1 protein-coding gene is annotated in these 21,740 nt (G+C 64.8%); it reads left to right on the top strand.

The window, feature by feature from the left end; genetic code table 11:
- Positions 1–21 precede the first annotated feature (21 nt).
- Positions 22–21,729, top strand: a complete 21,708-nt coding sequence (locus F3087_RS43900; protein ID WP_191094444.1) for a C2 family cysteine protease — start codon at positions 22–24, stop codon at positions 21,727–21,729.
- The last annotated feature ends 11 nt before the right edge of the window (positions 21,730–21,740 follow it).

The raw sequence follows: 21,740 nt of genomic DNA, 5'->3' as shown, positions 1-21,740 counted from the left end.
GTCATGAATCGCATTAATGCGATGCTCACCGCATTGCGGTTGGCGGAAGGCACGAGCACTGCCGAACTGGTGCGGGTGGCGCAGCGATGGGGTCTGCCGCTCTCGGCGGCCGATGACCGATCACGCGACATCCAGGATGGTAGTGCTGCCGTTCCCGGCTACGAGTCACGACTGGCGCCGACCGAATCATCGGCACCCGATGGCTACGTTGGTGCCGCGGCCCAGCACCTCGGCGCCGGTGCCACCGAAGCCGAAGACGGAGTCGCGTCCGAGACCGGAACCGAAGCGGCGGAAGCGCTTTCGGGCGGCCCCGGCGGTCCGGCACGCGCCGACGACAAGGGCAAGGTCGATTCTGACGAAAGGCCGAAGTTGTTCTCGGTGCCGCCGCCGGATCTGGGTGTGCAGGCTGTGGGAGTGATCGGGAATACCGAGAACACGGTGCTGATCGCCCGGAACGGCATGGATGTCGTGGTCGTCGGGCCCGGCGACAGTATCGAGTGGGACGGACAAGTTGTCCTGCGCGCCGCGCAGATCAGGTTGAGTTCGGATCCGCAGATGACGTACGAGGTACACGCCGTACTACTCGGTTACTTCGAGTGGGCTTTGGGTCCAGGTGGCGCGCGAGTGGGTAGGCCGAAGCGTGACGTGGATGGTCAGCCGCCGACTCAGCTGTTGTTCTACCACGGAGATAAGGCAGTCCAGGTGGGTGCGGGCGCACTACTGGCGATCGAGCCTGAGGACGACGATGAGATATACGTCGAGAACCTGAGTGGGCGGGTCACGCTGGCGTCCGAGGCTGTGCACGCGTTGGGCTTGGGCGGTCCGGCTGCGGCGATGGTCGCGCATACCGGCCCGGTGTTCGCGACGCAGAATTCGCAGCCGGTGGTGCGGTCTTCGGATGCTCGGGCGGGGTCCCGCGCGGACTTCGCGGTGCTGATGAATAACCTGAGCAGGGAGACAAAGCGGGATCCGCAGGCCTTGGTGGAAATGTTCCATGAATACCCAGACCAGACGGTGGGGGTGCGGTTCTTCGTCGACGGTCAGCCGGTGTGGGTACGAATCGATCGGACTCTGCCGCACGAGACGTCGCAGTCGTCCGGAGAGCCGATGTATGCCGGACATACCGATGGTGAGCCGATGTGGGCGGCGTTGGCGCAGAAGGCATTCGCGTTACTGCGGCCTGATATCAATGCCATGACCACGGTATCGATCCGCCCGTTCGGCGCACCCGTTCAGCCGCCGCCGATCGCGCCGATGCCTGGTTCGTCGATCACCGTACCGGCAGGTCGATTGACCATCGTCGATCAAGACGGTGAACTGCTCAGTGTCCGACCTGGTGACGAGTTGCATGGCACGGTCGATCCAGCGAGCCCGGATCTGCTCACAGTGTGGATCGGTGACGAGTCGACGGCTGCGCGGCATTCGGTGCACCGAAACCTGCTCGGTGAGCTAACGCTATTACCCCCTGGGAGCGACGGCGTCTACCACTGGACGGCGCCGGCTGTCGAAGTCACCGGACTGCGCTGGCTGTCACCGAATGGCGCCGAGCGCCATGCGCCCGTCGGCGAGCCGGTATCGCTGCGCGTCGGCAGTGGGGGTGAACTCCTGTTGGACGAGAAGACTCGGGTTTCCCCGCAAGCGCTGGGACGGCTCGGGCGCTCGATAGTGCGGGGGACCGGTCCGGTATTCGGTGCCGCGGGACCAGTGCCCACTGATGCGGCCCAAGGCAGGGCAGGGGACTGCTATCTGATGGCGACGCTGATGGATATCGCCGAGAACAACCCGCAGGCGATCAGGGACATGATCGTCGAATATCCCGATGGCACGGTTGCCGTGCGGTTCTTCACCGCAGGCGGCGTACCGCAGTGGGTACGGGTCACCAGAGACTTCTACGCCGACGAACAGGGCTGGGTGATTTACGCGGCTCACGACGCGGATCACGCCGTGTGGCCTGCGTTTATCGAAAAGGCCTACGCGGTCTGGCGCGGCGGTGACTACGCCTTGATGAAGGCCGGGTACGCCGCGCACGTGATGGGGCAGTTGCTACCGCCGTACGAGCTGAACGCGACCGGAACCGCTCCGCAACCCGTGCGCGCCCTCGAACTGGCCACTTTCCTGCATCCGATGCGGTTCGGTGTGGACACCCTCTATGACCTGATCATGGAGGAGCTCGGTGCGAATGCTGTTGCGGATACGGCATTCGCGTTCGCGCGACGACTCGGCCAGCTCGAGCCGATCTGGGACCGAGCGAGTGTGTACGAAAAATCCTCGGTCGAACAGTTCCAGAGTTTTCTGGGTCGCCGCCTGGAATCGGAGGAGCGGGCGCAATGGCAGCCCGAGATCACTGCCGTGCTCGACTATCTTCGCCAGGCCAATGATCCCGAGCAAGCTATGACCAGTGCTGTTGTCCAGCAACACTTCTTGGATCTGGTCCGATTCCTGCGCGGTCGTGGCGACCAGATTCTGCTGAGCACTCGTCGCTTCACCGAGGCTGTGGAGGACGTCACCAAGTATCCAGGGTTGGTGGGCAATCACACTTATGCAGTAGTGGATGTGCGTTACGGCGCGACCGGAGGCATCGAGCTCGTGCTGCGGAATCCGTGGGTGGACAACCCGGCAGTGCCGCAGACGATCGACGGATTGACCTACGGCCCGGCCCGCACCCTGATCCTGGATGCCGCACATTTGACCAAATTCAAGTTTCTGTCCACCCGCGGTACCGGCACACGCTTCGCATTCGGGAACACCACCGCGCGGCCGTTGAATAAGGCGTTCGCTCCCGAGTCCAACCCGCCCGCCACGCACGACGGGTCCGCCGCTGCGCGAGCGGACACTCCGGCCGACCATCAGGCCACGTCGGCCGACCAGACCCCCGCCGACCTGCGCGTCGGCCCGAATCCCAACCAGGACAACGGCATCTCCGACGAAAAGGCCGGGCCCGGCGTCGGCAGGGATAGCTCGGTGCTCGCGCCGCCGGGGAGCGACGCAACGACCGACTCCACCCCTCCGGCACAGAGTTCGACGTCCACAGCGCTCACCCATCCGCTAATTACGGCGAGCGCCGGGCAGGTGAATCACATCGTCCGGAATTTGGGTTCGCAGCGTGACGGGCTGAAAGAGATCGTCGACATCGTCCCGGTACCGCAAACGACAGCAACGTGGCTGCGCGAACAGCTCTACCGTCACGTGGTCGGGGCAAATGGGGAAGACGAGCAGTTCCGAGCCGAGCTCGCCCAAGTGGTCACCCCCCGTCTGATCAGCAGCGAGTGGTCGCGGCTGCTCACCAAGCTGGGCCTGCCGCTGCGCGTGACCTACCGTGGCCGCCTCTTCCCCGTCTCGATCCGCCTGCGTCTGCGCAACGCGCGGCCGGCCGAGGAGCAACTCCCGCCGGTGGGCGACCGCGACGCCGAAGGCAACGGTCCGCCGGTCGCGCTGTGGCACTACACGCGCGGTTGGACCTCGATCGGCAATAGCGCCAGTGAACATGACCTGCGATCGATCTCGGGTTCCTACGGCGCGAAAGTGGAGAAGTACGAACGCGGCTTGCGCAGTCTCGATTTGACACCGCAAGGTTCGGTCATCGTGAACCAGTACGCCACGCGCATCGAGGCCGGCGCGACGGTCGAGTCGACAGTCAAGAGGCTGAGCAAGGGCTCGACCATTCCGCACACCTACGAACAGGAGTGGCAGTTCAGCCTGAACCAGGGTATCGACGATGTCCTGCCACCCGATAGCAGCGAGAAAGTGTGGCATGATATCGCCGGGGAGACGCCCGACCTATTGTTGATCCGGATTCCGAAATTCTTGGTCGACAATATCGAATTGCCACGCATCGATCCGAATAATTTGAAAACGGTCCCGGCGGTCTTCCATCCCGAGCAGGCCGGCGAAACCGTGCCGTCGTTGTCGAAGTTCCCGTTCTACTCTGCACTCAGCATCCCGAACCACGACGAACTGCTCCTGGACGTATTTCAGGGGTTCCGCGAACGACTCGTGGGCATCTCCAGCAATTCCCTAGGCGATCTGATGGACTTCTTCAAGGAAGAGAACATTCTGGGCAATATTCCGTTGATGCGCGACGGGTGGCTACCTTCTCCTTCCTGGCTGAACTCGGAAAATGAATCGCTCGGCTTCTTCTTGATGCGAGTCGATTTCGAGGGTGGTACCGAACTCACCGGCCCTACCCATGAGAAATTCGGCCTGGAAATCTATACCCTCCGCGAGCTGGGCGTGACGGGCAAGTCGACGATCACCAACGAATCCGGTACGCACCCGGCATTCACCGCAACCGTCGGCGAGGGGGATCCCTTCCCGGAGACCGCATACCCCCGCCGCGGCGGCCAGTTCACCTTCCGGGGTGGCGTAGCCGACCACTCCAGCCATTCCCTCAGCTACGGCAGGAAGGCGCACACCTCGCGGGCGCTGCGTCTCCACGACGATATGCTGCACACGACACCCCGCATGCGCGTCCACATCGTCCTGGTCCGGGACGGCAAGCGTTTCGGGCCCGCGGCGGGAACCCCGCTGGCCAACGGGAAAACGTACCCGACCAACACGCTGGTGCCGCCGAAGGGAGCTCTGGGCAGCACACCGACCGCGACGCCGCCCCCGCCGTCGCAGAATACTCCGGGCCCGATTCGGTATCTGCCGCCGAAGCTGCTGCATTTGCGTCAACTGAGCCTCGACACCACCCCGTTCGGGGTCACCGGCACCGCCCCGCTGTTCGCCGGCGCCGAAAAGTTTCTGTCCGACAACGGCTTCTTCTCGAGCGAACATGATGAGCCGGGCGTGCTGGACTTGATCGAGCAGAAGGGGCTCGCGACCGCACGCGAGAACAATATCGCCGCCTTCGAGCGAATGAGGGCACAGTCCGATTTGGTTGCCGCTTTTCCCGAAATGATCGATGGCGAAGTAGACGAGACGAATCTGACGCTCGAGGGCGGTGCCATCCAGTGGTTCAAGAAGCCGGGCCGGTTCGGTACCGAGAGTATTTCGATCAGGATTGTCAGCAAACGCTACTACGCTTCGCTGGACCGCCCACGCGACGATGTCAGCCATGACCTGGCACTGCCTAAATTCCAGACACAGAACCGGGTAGGCATCAACCTGCCCGGCAGCACGCAGTTCGACGCCGCCTCGCTGCAGGGGAATTGGAACGGTGGCGGCAATCTGGCGAGCACCAACCCGTTCGATGTGCCGAGCAATCAAATCATCGCCGGCGTGACGCCGAGCTGGGTCCACGCGTACCACGACTCGGCGGGTGCGACATACGGGTTCGACACCGGCGCCACGAATATGATCATCAGCCCCGCCGACGACGGCACACAAAACTTCACAGTACCCGTCATGCATTGGATGGAGATCTCCTACAGCGATGGCGAGGACCCGGACTTGATGCGCAGTGCGGGCGTGGTCCACCTCAATGTGCCCACCTATCGCACGGAAAACCAAAAGCCGGCCGACCCGTCCCCGCCCCCGGTCGCGACCATTCGGAAGATCACGGACGAGGACATCGACCAGCTCGCCGCACCGACCCGAGGCCTTCCCGAGCAGGCGGTCGTCCTCGATGCCGGCTCCAGCACGAAGATCCGCCAGGCTGTTTTCGCTCTCATCAACGGAACGAGCACCGATACCGAGCAGGTCGAGCCGACCGAGCCGACCATACCGGGAGCATTCCCAGTCGATCCCGAAGAGGATGCGGTCCTTCCGCGTTGGAATCCGCAACCGGCAGCGGTGCCCGAGCAGACCAGCCCGCCTACCGCCGCCCTCCCGACCTCGGAAATTCCCATTGTCGTCGTCACCGATCCATCCGGCACGCTGCACACTGTTCTGCCGGTACCCGGCACCGAGACCGCCACCGCGCCACCTCCCGCACGGATACCCGGTGAATTCCCCGTCGAGTCGCCCGAGCAGACCACACCTCGCCGGTCCGACACGCTGCCATCGGACGTGCCGGCGATCATCGTCACCGACCCCTCGGGCGCGCTGCACGATGCGTCCCGGGCACTCTCCGACCCCGAATCGGAACCCGCTGTGCGCCAGGGCTTGGTCGAATGGGGGATCAACAAGATTGCCGTCGGCGGTAACTGGCTCTGGGAACAGTCTTTCGGCGGGCGCACTGCCAACCCGGAGTCAGCGCCCTACCAAGTCATTCACACCGCCCTCTCTCCGCAAGCGCAGATGGCGTCGCTGGTGCAGACCTCACACAGCTCCGACGAGATCGAGGGGGTCGGCACCGCGGGCGTCGTCGCGGGCACCGACTACATCATTCGAGTCGAGTCTTACCTCACCGACGTTGTGGTGCTGCCGAAATCGGTGCGGATCAACACCGAGAACTGGTCTCCCTCCCAGGACCATGCGAACGAGAAATCGGACACTCTGCACAGCGACCAGTTCGGCCTCAGCGCGACACAGCGCTTCGGCGACCATGCCGACGACAGCAGCATTCCCGGCGGCACCTACCAGCACGCGGTCTCCCGCTCACGGCATGCCACGGTTGCCGAAACCATCGGCACCAACCGGATAACGACGACCTCCGTCAAAGCGGCCGGGACGAATCCGGCCGGACCGCGCGGCGAAGCCTATCGTTTCACCGCGCGGGTAGTGCACGTGGTCACCGTCGACACGGGTACCCGCAACCTCATCACGGGTACGGGGAACGATCTCGCCGCCATGGTGCAGCGCGGCTCCAGGGTGGTGCGATATCTCACCGACATCGTGCAACGCCTCGTCGGAGCGTCGGAGCCGACAGCCTATGGCGACAACAGCCTGGTCGTCGATGATCCCAGCGGGACAGAATTCCTGGTTTATGACAAGGATCTGCACCTGCATCCCGATCTCGCCCGCCTGGTCAAGGAGAGCGGCGTGCACAAGATCGTCAAGCAGAAGCGGGCCGATCTGTTCCCGCCGATCGGCTACGTCCTGAGTCACGGCGCCCTCACTTACGGCAACGTCGTCAAAGCGAACATCGAAGGGGGGCACGGCGGCTTCAAAGCGGCTACCAAGAAATTGGTGGAGTCGGTGGCGCCGGGTGTGCTCGATCCCCGCTCTGCCAATCACTTCCGCGGCGTCGTGTCGCAAATCAACAAGTACACCTCTCTTTCCGGCACCCGCACCCTCGCCAACGGCCCGGGCGCCAAGTCGTTCGCCTTCGTCGACCGCAGCTACCCGTTGGCTCCGCGCCTGGTCGAGGTGGTCTTCGAAGCGCGGCCACATCCCAAAGCCGACCTCGACCGGATCCGCGGACGGCGGCTGCCCGATGGCGTCGCGCTGGAGACCAATTTCCTGCACACGACCGCCAACGGCAACGCACTCGGCGGCAGTTCTACGGCGATAGGCACCAGCCGAAGCGGTGACGATCAGTGGAGCTTCAACCCCAGCTTCCAAGTGGAAGGCGGCGTACGCCCCACCTTCAGCTTCGCCGTCAAAGGCACCGGAAGCGCGGGTGGCAGCAGGGATTCCAGCCGAGTGCTGAGTACGTGGCTGCGCGGCGACGACACCGCGCGATTCGCGGTGCCCTACGTGTACACGGTCACAGTCAGATGGTGGCTCCTCGATGGTGCGCATACGACCCGCCTGACGCGCCTCGCCGCATTGACGGCGGGAATCCTGCTGGGACTGGATACCTCGCAATGGGGCCGGCCCAACAGCTCCGTCTCGACGTCCGTCAATTCCGTCAACCACATCCAGTTCCATGTCGACGATGCCAGAACCGTCGGCGACACCGGCACCGTCATCCGCCGCGTCAGGCCCGACATCTACAAATCCGATCCGTCGGTCGCCCGCCCCGCCCCGCCCGCGGGAAGTGTGGCGATCGAGATGGAGATGCCGGCCAGTCTCCGCCCCTTGCTCGCGCAGCCGTGGTTGCCGAGCAGGCCGATCCAGATCTACTGGTTCGACGCGATCGATCAGCTCGACCGAGCGCTGCGTGCGGTTGCCCCCTCGGTCGAGGCCAACCGCCGGACCCGGTCCGTCGAGAGCATGCTCCAGGTCCTCAACACGCTGGCCTGGACCGGCCTGCCGACCGTCTTGGGGCCCGCTGCCATCGCCGCCTTCCTCGACAATGTCGACGCATCGGACCGAATCCTGCCCGTTCCGGTTGCCCACCCGCCAGGCAGGCAAGTCACCGGCATCACCGTCGAAGTGACCCTCTACTCGCCCGAGATCGATCAAACCACCGGGGCAATCGCCCTGGACAGCTTGGAGGTCACGTCGGAGAGTTTCGAGTCCGAGGCAAGCCAGGCCAACACCTTTATGCCCACCATCGGCGTGAGCGTCCCCGCCACCGCGGATGCCAGCAACCGCGGCGCCCCCGCGGGCTTGCCCCTCGGCGGCGGCGCCAAGGCGCACGGCATGTCCAGAAAGGTCGGCAACCAACGCCGCACACTCACCCGCATCGGCACCACGGCCCTGAACGCCGACGGGCTCGGCTCGGACAACCACCGCGCCTGGACCCTCTTGCTGCTCAAGCTCATCGGCCCCGAGGGCACCCTCTGGGTCATCGGCAACGCCGTCCTCCGCACCACCGGTGCGTTGCGCACACCCATCGAGCCGACCACTGCCCCCGCAACCCCCGAGCAGCCCGCACAGCTCACCGACACCACTCCTGCCCCGGAACCCGCGAAGCAACCTGCGCAAAGCCTCGAGACCACCGATCCTGCTGTGGCACCGGGCAACTCGACCGAGGCAACGAACCGACCAGCCGTGCCGGATACGCCCACCATCGAGCAGCACACCACGGAGCAAGAACTCGGTGCGCTATCCGAGAGCCCGGGCCCGGCGCCACTGGAGCCGATTGCCGATCTCGATGCGGCACCCGAGAGCGCACCCGCCCACAACATCGCGCCTGTGCACGGTGTCCGGTGGCAAGGGCCTCGCTTGGCCACGGTGGGCGGTATCGCCGCACCGGCCGGGCAGGTCTGGGAATCCATGCGTGACGACGGTGACTGCCTGCCCCTGCTGCTCGAACGCGTCGTCTATGCGGATAACCCGCCGCTGACACAGGAGATACTGGATCAGCGAATCGCCGCATTGCGCGCGGAGATCGTGACCGAGATCGAAGCGAACGCCGAGGACTACTTCGAGCAGTTCGTGTCCCTTGTCGACGCGGCCGCCCTAGCCCCAGCCGAGGCAGAACTGCTCACTTCCGAGGAATTGGCCGTCCTGCAGACCGCACGAGACGACAACCGACTCCGCGCCGAATTCGACCGGCAGGTACAGGCGATCAGGACTCCGCGGGTCTGGCGAAACGCGGCAAGCCACTTGACATCTCAGGCGGCCGGTGCCGTACTGCGGCGGCGCAGGCTCTTCCTGGCGCTACATAACGAGTATTACCGGACGCGCGGTGTGATACTCGGCGCGGAAACCACCGAGGCGCCCTCCGCCACAGCCTTGAACCACGGCAATCACTTCTATCTCGCGGTGCCGGCTGAAACTCGCACGCCCGATTCTCAGTCGCCCGCACGCATAGAGCAGTCCACCGACCAGAAAACGGCATGGCAGCAAGAGATGCTCGACACGCTGGCACGCAGTCAGCTCGGCGAGACATCCCAAGATGACATCGGTTACCAAGGTGACCCGAGCGACGCTCCACGGGGCCCACCATCGGAGATCGCTCGACCCTCATCACCCTCCGGTTCTGTCGATCCGACCGGCTCTGCCGAGCCCGTGCCACTGCTCGACCGCGATCCGGACGACACCTTCGACGCCGGACAGCCGGACCCCGCAACGCCCTCCCGGCCTCAGTCGCCGGCCGACAGCGCCTCGATCCACAGCACCGACACCGATCTCCCTGCCGGGTCCCAGGAATCCCTTGTCCGCCAGCCGATCACGGACGAACAGACCCGCATCGGCGCACCGTCCGACGGTGTGGACAGCGACCGATCGCCCAGCGCTGCTTCCGGAATCGAGGGCATCGTGCCGCCGGCCGGCTTGGGCACGTCGGATACCTGGTGGCAGGATGGCGGTGAAACCTGGTGGAACAACCTGGGTTTCGATGATCTCGCACCTGCCGAACAGCTGCGTCTGCTGACCGAATTCCCGGCGCTGCGTACCAGTGTTCCGATGGACCTCGAGGACGTACTCCACGGGAAGCTCTTGGCCTTGGAGGTGGCTCGGCTCGAAGGACTCGCCGACGATAGCGGCGAGCTCGCGCCGGAGGTGGTGCGGCAGTTGCACGAGCTGGATTCGCCTTACACCTACCCGGGTAGCGGGCGAACCTGGTGGGACAATCTGCTGTTCACCAACTGGTTCAACCGAGAACGGCTCGGACTGTTCGAGAAGTTCCCCGCGCTGCGCAACAGCGAAGCCCTTCCCGCCTCGATCCGGAACTCCCGCAACATCCAGTATCTGCTCCTTCGGAAGTACTGGTTCATGGAGAACGCCGACAAACCCGACGACCAACTGCCACCGCATCTGCGGGAACGGCGGCACAACTTGGCCGTCCCGCGCATGTTCCTGCGGACTGCCGTAAGGAATGCCGGGGTGGCTGCCGATCGTCGCGGTGGCACGCCCTCGGATGTGCACGTGCTGACGTTCGTCCAGGACGAATCGGGTCGTCACGGCCTCATGGTCATCGCTTTCGGGCCGGTCGACAACGCACCGACAGTGCACTGGCACGCACACTCCGCCGCCTCCGCCGATTCGATGTACGAGTTGACCGGCCGCGCCGCAGGCCAGCACGCCGAAACCGTCCGCGACCATCCCGGTGCCGCCACCGTCGTCTGGATCGACTACGACACCGAGAAAGCCGGCGACCGCGCCGACCGCCTGGGGACAGCGATAGCGCAATTCATCACCCACCACAGCGGCACGACTGAGGTCCACGTATACGGATCTGCGGAGCTCACCGCCTCCCTGCCGCGCACCCGCTCGTCGACGGTGACGGTGCATACCTCGTTCCTCGACACCCCGGCCGCTTCGCAGCCCCTCGGCGATGTGCGCGTATTCACCAGCGACCGCGACGCTTCCGACTTCGGGCACAGGACGCTGCGCACCATGCACCAGCAGCCTCCGGACGTCCGCGCGGCGCTGCTGACCTACCAGCAAACCGCCGCGGTCACCAACGCGCTGTTGCGCAGCGTGGGCACGAGTCTCGAGGAAACTTTCGGTGGGTTCCAGCGCTGTGCCGCCACGTCGGAACTGCTGGTCGAAGGACACCCCTGGGTTCCGAATTTCGCCATGCTGGTCGAGGCGAGAAATGGTCTCCGGGAGAGCTTGATCAGCAGGTGCTCGGCAGCCGAAGCGCAGGAGCTGCGGCTATTACTGGACAAGAACGCTGACGATCTCACGGACTTCGACCGGGACACGGTGCGAAGGCTGGAGGACGCGCACCTCAGTGCTTCGGAAACTCGGAGGCTGCGTGCGCTGAACGAGCTTATGCAGCATCCTCGCCCGCCGGCTCGCTGGGAGCAGATCCGTGTCGATGGAAGGAGCTACGACCGGTTCGTCAAAGCATATCGAACACATTTCGCTACTGCGCCCACGCTGGAAAATATCCGCCGATATCTCGAACTGCTCGGCCAGGGAACCAACCAGCTACTTCATGTGACGAAACCGTTCCTCGTCGTCCGAGCACTCGGCAACGTCGACTTCATGGCTATCGACGAACACGGTAATACGCTCGGCGGACGCAAAGATCTCGGTCTGCTTCGAGGTCACATCCAGCGGGATGGCGGCCTCTTGTCCACCTCCCTGAACCCCGAATTCTTCGAACTAAGCACCGACCCGAACATCCGCCTCGAACTCGTCGTTCCAGCGAACATGACGGAACTACGCGGAATCTATCTTGGTCGCGGCGGCCTGGAGAAGAACGCACACGAGAACGAGTTGTTGTTCGCGAGCAACACTCCGTATGTCATCACCGGAATCGGCACAGACCCCTTCGATTCGTTTCACCGTTCGGACCTCGTCGTCCTGCGCGGACACTTTGTGGCAGCACCCGTGCCCGGCGGAGGATCCGCGCTGCTCGAGCGCGAACCGGACGACACCTTCGACGCCGGACAACCGCAGCTCGCTCAGTCGCCGGCCGACAGCGCCTCGGTCCACAGCACCGACACCAACCTCCCTGCCGGGTCCCAGGAATCCCTTGTCCGCCAGCCGATCACGGACGAGCAGGCCCACCCGGTGATGCCGGTCCGCTTGGCCGACATTCGATCCGAACAGGCCGAGGACGAGCCGGATGAGCCGTCGGTTCCGCTCAGCGGGGAGGACATCGAGTCCGGGCCGAGCTCGGACAGCAAGTCCGTGCACCGGGTCGACGATTCGGGCGCGGCCACGGCACAGACCTCCGGCGCTGACCAGCGGAACCGGCGTGGTGACGGCCTCGTTGCGCCCGTGATTCCCCGTCGGACAAGCTCGCGCCCGAAGTTCACCCTCGACATTCCGGGTCGGCAGTCGTCAGTGGCGCCCGAGCAGCGCGCCGAGCCCTACCGGATGAGCCGGATTCCGCTGCGGATCACCTACGACTGGGCGACCAGTCGGCCCGATTCCTTCGAACTGTGGGAATCGGCCTGGGAGACAAGGCAATTGACACCGCTGTCTACGATCCCAGAAGTGCCGGAGTCCGACGTTTCCACCGCGGGGACGGATGGCAGCGCGCCGGCGCGTGGCGGTAACCCGGCACCCGGGCAACCTATCCGCAGGCCACGCACGCTGGCGCGCTTGCGCGGCTTCGTCTCTCGTATCGGGGCACACCGCAGCACCGGCGAAATGACGACCCAGCCCGCTCAAAGCCGTGGCCTGCGTGCTGCCGCCCGGCAGTTCATTCGCCAACCGCTCAGCGGCACAACGCGTTCAACGGCGTCGTCCACCCGCGGTGACGGCAGCACCGCCCATACGGCCGTCACCGGCCGATCGCGTATCGCCGCAGGCGAGTTCGGGCGCGACGATTGCCTGACCCGGTCGTTGACCGACATCCAGCGCGACAACAACAGCGCCGCGATCCGGCCGAACTATCGGTCCCGGGCGCTGTTCGGCCGCTCGTCACAGAACCTGCCGGGTCGCTCACGGCGCGAAGCCGAGAAGGCCGCAGGCGGCAAACTCCACGGATATGCCGACGAGCACGGCATCGAACAGGAATTGGCACGTCTCGGCCCGGGTGCACAGGCCGAGGTCATCGGCGTGCACCCGGCAGTCGGCGCCAACGGCATAGGCGCACACGGCTACCGGATGGTCAACGAAGGCGGCGTCATCGATGCCAGGGACTACGACGCCGAGGGCAATCTGATCAGCAGACCTGCCGGGCATGGCAGTTCGGTCGGCTATTACGCCGTGTTCTATGCCCCCGACGGTAGCCTGGCTCGCCCGCGGCGTCCGCGCGGTGGCTCGATCCCGAAATTTCCTGCCGATATCCGCGTCGGCGCACCCTACGATGCGACCGGCACCCGGCTTCCCGGCAGCCCGACGGCCGGTCCCAGCCGCGCCGCTGACACGACACCGCACCCGGCCGGGAACCAGCGCGTCACCCCGAACATCGACGGCAGCACACCAGCCCACACCGGCGACGCATCGGGCGCGCAAACCGCGCGCACAGCACGATCGGCAGGTCGTCTGCGGCACTTCGTCTCCCGCCTACGCGGTCGGGACGCGCCGGCCGGTGCGACGGCATCCGTTCCGGCACAACAGACCGCGGCTCAACCGCCGGCAAGCACTGCGTTCCGCAGTATCCGCACCCTCTTCCGGCCGCCCGTTCCCACGCCGAGCGGCGCGACCACGGTGCACCCCATGCCCCGTACGGGGCGACGCTTGCGGAGCTTCGCCTCTCGCCTGCCCAAGTCCAGCGTCGCGACACGGTGGCTGGCCAAGTTCGGCGAACAGGAGCAGTCAGCCGTCGTCGCGCATGCGGGCAAACCTGATGCGGTGAACGACTTCCTGGCCGATCCTGACTTCTTCCTCGACTATCTCGATGATCCCGATGAGCTCGCAGAGGTGGATCAGGTTATGAAGTTGTTGTGGCCCGGTCAGGAGCCACCCGCGTTCGATGATCTGGCATCGAAGCTTGACGAGGTGGCCGGCGATGCGAATTTGGAATTCGCGGTGAGTGGTGTTCGGGAGATTCTTGCCTCCGATGACCCGCGCGGGCGGTGGCAGCGGGTGGTGGACGACGGCCGCCGGTACCGGGAGCTGATCGATCATTTCCAGGTTCATTTGAGCGTGCAGTTCAGTATCGGGGAGGTGCGTGCGCAGGTCCGGAAGTTGGATTCCGTGACCGCGGTGCGACTGCCTATCACGACGGCTGTGCGGGTGGGGGCGGGTCTGAGCGTGACTGTCGAGCAGTTGACGATGTCGGGGGAGGTGGGTTCGGAGGTTTTGATCGGTGGCTTCGTCGTTGGTGCGGTCCTCGGTGAGGACTCCTCGGTGGTCGGGCGGCAGGTCGAGTTGATCGTGCCTGTCGGGGCTTATGGATTGTTGTTCGGTGACCCTGCCGCCCCTCAGGTCTTGCTGCCGCGTGACACTGTGGTGCGGATTGTTGAAATGCCCGCGGATGGGCGTGTTGTGGCTGAGGTCGTGCCGTCTGTTGCTGAGAGCGTGCGTTATGTCCCTGGCCGGGATGACCGGCGCGCGTCGGTGGATTCGTTCGATTCGGTCGACTCGGCAACGTCCGTGCCGCCGCATCGAGGCAGGTTCGTCGGGGGCGTGCGGTACTTCAGTGACGACGCCACTCGAGAACGCTTCGCGCACAAGACCCTCCGCAACTGGGAAACCATGCCTGGCAACGTGATCGACGCACTGCTGGCTTATGAGAACTCGGCGTTGATCAATATCGCGCTTCGCAGGGGCGGCTTGTCCGGACTCGAGCAGTGGGTTGACCAGCTCACCGAGAGTGCCGATTTGTGGCTGGCTCGGCAGGAGGAACTGCAACGCGGCGGAGTTTCCGGTGCCGATCCCGAACGCGATTGGGAGCAAATCCAATCCGATGCCAACCTGGAGGAATCGTTCCGGGAGGACTTCGGGTCCAATGCATCCCAGCGGGTCAAGACGAGCGTGCTACGAGAACACATCGGGTTGCTCGATAAGGGGACGGGTGAGCCGCTGCGCCTGGACGGGAAAGTTCACGTCACGCGCAGTCTTGTCGTTATCGATTTCATGCTCGCCGTAGACGGCAAGCCTCTGGGAGCAAGGGATCCGGACCTGTTGATCGGTGTGGTCCAAGAAGAACCCGGCTATATGTCCACCTCGTTCACCTCCCGGGACGTCCATATGCTCGACTTGTCGAGGTACCGGATGGCGTTGACGGTGCCGCCCGGCACTCGCGGTGTCTACATCGGTAGCGATGCCAGGGACCGCTACAAGCGAGAACTTGTGTTGCCCCGCAATACTCGCTACCGGATCACCCGGATCGAACGCCGCCCCGGCCGCAACCCGGTCCTGCACGCGGAGATCATCCTGGCGACCGCCGACTCCTCCGACAGTCCGCCCCGTGCGGGTCCTGTCCCGGCCTCAGCTGGGAAAGGCAAGCAGCCCAGCGATATCGACGTCGCCGACGCACCGGCGCCGCCGCGCACCGAGGAACTGCCGGAAGTCAGTGCCTACGCTGCGGCGGTGTGGGGCGCCCCGTCCCCACAGGTCGCGTTGGCTCTGGTCGCGCGCCTGGACCCGCGCACGGTGGCGGCGGTGCGCGCCGCGTATCCGGGCGTGGACCTGGCTGCGGATCTTCGCGCCGCACTGCCGGACGAAGCCGACTATGTCGACCACGTATTCGCTGCCGTGCCAACCGAATCCGCGGCACCGCTGCCGGTGGAACGGGAGCGCGGCGCAGAGGTCGGTGATTCCAGCGCGGCAGTGCGCCCCACCCCGCGGCGGGAGCCCAGCGCCGATGCACAGGTCCAGGACGGGTCTGCAGCGCATGTCTCGCATCCCAGCACGCCGGACGTTCGCGGAAACTGTGGGCCGTTGGCTCTCCGGTACGCCGCGGACCAGAATCCCGGCGCCCCGATTCGGGGGCCTGCGATGTGGGTTGGATTGTCCGGTATGCGTGGCGAGGACTTCGAGTCCGCCGCTGCCGCACCGTTGCAACCCGTCGGCACTCTCGTGCCCGTGGTCGCCGAACTTCGTGCTCTCGGACCCCGCGCTTTGAGCCTCGTCGTAGATGTCTATGCCGGTCCGGATGCGCGCGGGTTCGGCGCGCACGCCGTAGTGCTCTACCAGCGGGACGGAGAGCTACGGATTCATGATCCGGTGACCGGTGACCACGCTTTGGCGAACCATCCCATCGCGCGCAGTCGTTCGGTGCTTGCGATCGTGTACGCCGATGAGGGGAGTGTGCGGACTCTGGCGGAATACCCCGTCGACGGTCTGCGCGCCCTCAACGGTGCGCTGATCGGTGCGCCACTTACCGACAAGGAATACTGGATCATTCATGGTATCGCCAAAGGTTATACGGATGGGGATATTCTGGAACATCTGAATCGCAACGGCTTTCCCGATCTGGATATGGCGGAGGTCACCTTCCTCGTTAATTCTTTCTACGCTTCGGCAGGAATCGAGCGGACGGGACTTCTCGCGCGTGAGCCGGGCGGAAGGCTGTTCCAGGTGTTCATGGCGAGTTTTGGGAGCCGGATCAATCAAGAAACGCTCGACGCGCTTCCACTGCGGTTGAGCCCATTGGACAAGGCAGTATTCGAATACATTTCCAATCATTCAGGTGGCGATGTACCCAACCGGGAATTCTATAAAGAGGTAGGCGCAGCTGTCACGGGTCGACAAGTAGACGGTAGAACGCTCGGCCGGGTATCCAGTGAGGCGGCGGAGAACGCGATCAGGTCGATACTGATCAGGGTTGGGATTTCCAGGAGTGAGTGGAAGCTTGACAGGCGCGGGCGGCATAACCTGAGGGAGACTGTGGTGGCGCTCGCTCGCAGTCTCGGCGGGGCGATCGATGCCGAGACGGTCGCCGCGTTCCGCAGGGCCGGTGGGGCTCAGCAGTGGCGGGCACCGCCTGGGCCGCGTCCGTTGCACGTGGTCGGCGAAGGGATTGTCGACGGCAGTAGCGTTCATCCCGGTGGTGTTGCGGGCTCGGAACCGGTCGGTCCGGTGATCTCTGGTTCGGGTTCCGGTGTCGGTGATCCGATCCGGCCGTCGCGAGGGGATTGTGGGGCGCGGGCGCTCGAGTATGCCGCTGGGTTGAATCCCGGTGCTGGGATTCGGTCACCGGGGGTGTCGGTCGGGTTGTCCGGTATGACCGGTCCGCAGTTCGAGTTCGGTGCCGGTGCGCGACTGCAACCGCTCACTGCTCTCGTTCCGGCCGTCGTCCGGCTTCGTATGCTCGGTCATGGTTCGCTGAGCCTTGTGGTCGGTGCGCACTTCGGTGTCGATGCGCGGGGTTTCGGTGCCCATGTCGTTGTGCTGCACAATCGGGGCGGGTCGCTGTGGGTCTACGATCCGGAAACTCGGGTCGATCACCCCTTGGAACAGCATGTCTTCGCCGAGGCTCGGGTATGGCTGGTGATCGTGTACGGCCCGGATAGCGGCCCGCAGGCCATCGCGGGTTATCCCGACGACGGTGCCCTCGTTCTCGGCAGTGCTCTTATCGGTGCGCCGCCTGCCGCTGACGGTATGGATTACTCTGCGGGTTTCGAGACGGGCGGCTATCCGGAGGCGAATGGGCAAGGACTGCCGCGCGTCGAAGTATTCCATGGGCACCCCGAGTCGTTTCCGGGGAATTTCCGATTCGACGCTGAATTCCTATATCCGCCCGGTACTCTCGTGCATATCATCGAAGATGCCGGAACTCTGCTGCTCACTGCCCCCGGCAACGGATGGGTCACCGCAAATTATAGGGACGACGGTAATCCGGGACCATGGGTGCAAACGTTCGCGGGCGACATCGAAAACGCCGCCGCATATTTGATCGGATACCTGTCGGAGGTTGTGCCAACGCTAATCGAAATCCATTACCCGACGCCGCTGACCGCCGCCGAAATATGGGCGACCGCCGAGGAGTACGACACGGCTGGGTCCCTCGCCGACGGTGGTGCGCCACTCGGTGGGGGCCACACCGATGTCTCGCCTGCCGATACTCGCGCCAACAGGGTGACGAAGCCGACCAGGGCGGAGCTCGAGGAAGAGATTTTCGAATATCTTTACGAGAATCGCAACAATGCATTCAATGCTGGATACGAGGGTATCAATGCCCATCTGGCAAGCAAGAGCTTCGGTAGTCTTTCCAGGTCGGAGGTGCACAATTCGATTTTCGATATACTGAACAAGATAGACGTGCCTTTCAGAGCCGCAGAGTTCGTCGCCGCCGAGTGGCCGGCCGTCAGGTTCTTGAACATCGCCGCGCAGTGGCCCGATGCCGTCGAGGCGTACCGGGCGTCGCGTGGCGGGCCGTCGGACGGCAGTGCACCCGTGCCCGCGCGGATCGGCGCCATCCCCGGCCGCGACAATTGCGTTCCGCTGATCCTCACCCACCTCGGCGAGTTCATCGGCAACACCGGGTTCCGGCCCGATGAGCTGTACGACGGACTCGCAGGCAACAGCCACCGGCAACTCGAACGAGCCGTTCCCGGCGCCCGCTTGCACACTGTCCCCGGACCCGACACCATCACCGGCGTGCTCCGGGCGCCGGGCCGGGCAACCCACGCCCTCATCGTCGAAAACCACACCAGCGCAGACGAAAACAACGTCGGCGCACACTTCCACGTCATCACGCACATCGGTAAGGCCGGTCGATCGGGCACCCAAGACCTCTACACCCACGACGTAGATCCCCATGATCCACAGCGCATCCGAACCGACCCGCACACGCCGCGCCCACAGCAGCACATCACCACCACCGACGTCATCTACCTCGACAAGGACGGCAACGTCGTCGCACCACCCGACCACGACCACACCCCAACCGCACACCCCCGACACCGCATCGGCCTCGATGACGCCACGGCAGGCACGCAGACCGATCTGTTCGAGTTCCGCGAGTTCCGCGCGGCGTTCGACGGCACCGAATACCCGCCCGGCACGACGCTGCGTTTCCGGTCCCGGAATCGGGAACTGACCGCCCAGTTCGTCCGCGACAGCGGCACCGGAGAAAGCCTGGTGATCACGCGGGACGGAGGCGACGCACCCACCCGTTCCACCACGCGAACGACAGCGGAGTTCTGGCGCCGCCTGCGGCCCGAACACCTCTCCCTGTTGTTCGACGAGGTCGAAGTGGCGCAACCACCGCTGCGCGGCCCCGCTCCGCAACGGGTCCACGAGATGGTCGATATTCTGGACGAACTGTCGGACAACGGATTCCACACCGGAACGTCCATCCGTCTTCGAGACGGCAGCCGCGAGATCGTCGCGGTGGTCCGCAGGGACGGGGCATTGGATCTCCGGGTACCGGGATCCGATCGGCCTGCCGAATCGCGCGTGATCGGCACAGAGCAGTTCAAACGCCTCGTCGTCGAACAAAGAATTCGGTCCGCCAAGGTATTCCCGCCCATGCCGCATTCGTGGCAGCGCATCGACCCGGAGGGCGGACGACTCTTCCCGACGTTGGCGCGCATCGTGCACAGCGCGGATCCGTCGAAGGTAGCGACCGAACTCGCCGACTACATCGAGCAGCACAGAGCCGTCTTCGAACCACATATCAGCAACCCGGACCAACCTGGCGCTACGTCCGCCGAGCTACTGGCACAGGAGCTTTCGGCGTTGCGTCGGAAATCCGAACCGATCCCGACCACCGGCAACCGACTCGGCGCGGAAGACCTGGACCTGCGGCTGGCCGCGATCACTCTGAAGCACGAGCTCAACATCATCGCGCTGGAACCGGACCGGCCGATGATGGAGATCGGCGACAACACCGACCACCCGTTCATCTTCCTGCGGCGATCCGAAGACGGCGGTTACGAACTGGGACTCACCGACACCGGCCTGATGTTCTCGACCGTGAAACCCAGCCTGCCGGTGACGGGCACCAGCAGGGCGAGACCGATACCACGAGAACATATTCCGCCACCGCGCACCGAGATGCTGGCCGGTGGGCCGGAGCCGCAGCTCGTGGGCGCCGCGCCGCGGAGGAAGTACATCAACGAACGACGCCCGATCGCTCCGCCGACCCACCACGACGCCACGCGCCTCGCACACCTCCCTGGCCGAGTACACCGAAAAGCTTTCCAGGAGGAGGCACTGACTCAATATCACACCCCGACCCACTACATGGACGACGCGGAGCGCGAAGCGCATCGGCGTTTCGTCGGTCCGGACGGCAAGCTGTACAACGCATACGACGGTCATCCTTTCGACACCGGCGACAGCCCGAACTGGATCTTCGTCATGGACGAGTTCGGGAACCTGTACGCCGCCGAGAAAGAGTTCGGCCTGATCCAGCACTCGTCCTTCCTGGGTGGGCGAACCGTCTGCGGCGTCGGCTATTTGAATGTGCGCAAGGGGGTTCTCACCAATATCATTGACTACAGCGGTCACTACGCGCCGCACTCGCAGATGAACGACTACGCCATCGCCGTGCTGCGCGGGCAGGGTCTGCGGCTGCACCCGAGATTCCAGCGGGGGATCGTCGATGCCGATTGGGAGATTCGGCCGCGGGACGCGGAAGTGGAAAGGGAAATTCAAGCCGACGCCTGGGCACGTTGGCAGCGCATCACCGCCAACGGCCCCACCCCCACGCGGCCTTTCCGAATCCATCGAGCGGTCACGGTAGACGGGCGTCTGCAGTGGGAAGCGTACAAAGAGCTGACGCGGGACGATTTTCCACCCGGCACGGTCATCAGTTTCCGCGACGCGCACACCTTCACCGTCGCGACCGTCGGGTCGGACCACATGCTGCACGCGGTGGAACACGACCAGAACGGTGGCGCGCGAAGCTACGACGTCGGCTTCGACACTATGCGCGCGCACCTCAACGCCCGCGGCGTGACGGAGGTCAGAATCGAAGTACCGCAACACCCGAGCGCTGCCGTACCCGAGTCCGCCCAGGACTTGAACGAACTGCCGTCCGAGGTCCGAGGCGCGCTGCGCGCACACATCGCGCGACCGGACTTGCTGGACCAGTTCCTGACCGATCGCGAGACAGTGAGCTCCTATATCGAAGGAGTCGGCTACCACCACCTCATGGTGGAGCTGGTGAGCTCGGGCGGCTCCGCACCCACCCTCGACGAGCTGGCACGGATGCACCGCGATCCCGGTCCGTCCGCACAGAATTCCGCCGTCGTGGAGCAAGTCTTCCAGGCCGGCGATCCAGCGGGGCTGTGGCAGGAAATGCTGACCAATCACGGAATTCACCACGCGATCGACGCGCACTACCGCAAGCATGCGGACCGGCCGTTCGAGGCCGATACGTTCGAGCACCAGGAACGGGCACTACGCACGCTGGCCGACAACCCCCTGTCCATCACCGAGCCACTGCATTTCATCTACGACCTGTCTGCTCCGCCCTTGGCCGGCGACCCGCTGCGGATGCCCGGTCGCACCGTGCGACGCGACACCTTCATCCTCGGCGTGCTCGCGGGTTTCGAGCCACCACAGCAAGATACGTACCGGGTCGATCTCACCGTGTATCCCGGAACCCAGGGTCTGCTGTTCACCGATGACGGCCTACCACGAATATTGCTGGCACAGGACATCCGCATCACCGGCATATATCCGGACGGCGACCATGTCCGGTTCACTGCCGAAACACGTTCGGGCAGTACCGATTCCGAGGGCGACCTCAGCGCCGGCCTCGTTCGGCTCTCCGTCACGGAAGATCCACTCGACGGCGGTGCGACGTCGGACTCATCGAGCTGAGCGTGCCGCAC

Source organism: Nocardia colli (assembly GCF_008704205.1).
In the GTDB taxonomy this organism is placed as follows: Bacteria; Actinomycetota; Actinomycetes; order Mycobacteriales; family Mycobacteriaceae; genus Nocardia; species Nocardia colli.
This window is presented reverse-complemented; position numbering and strand designations above follow the sequence as displayed.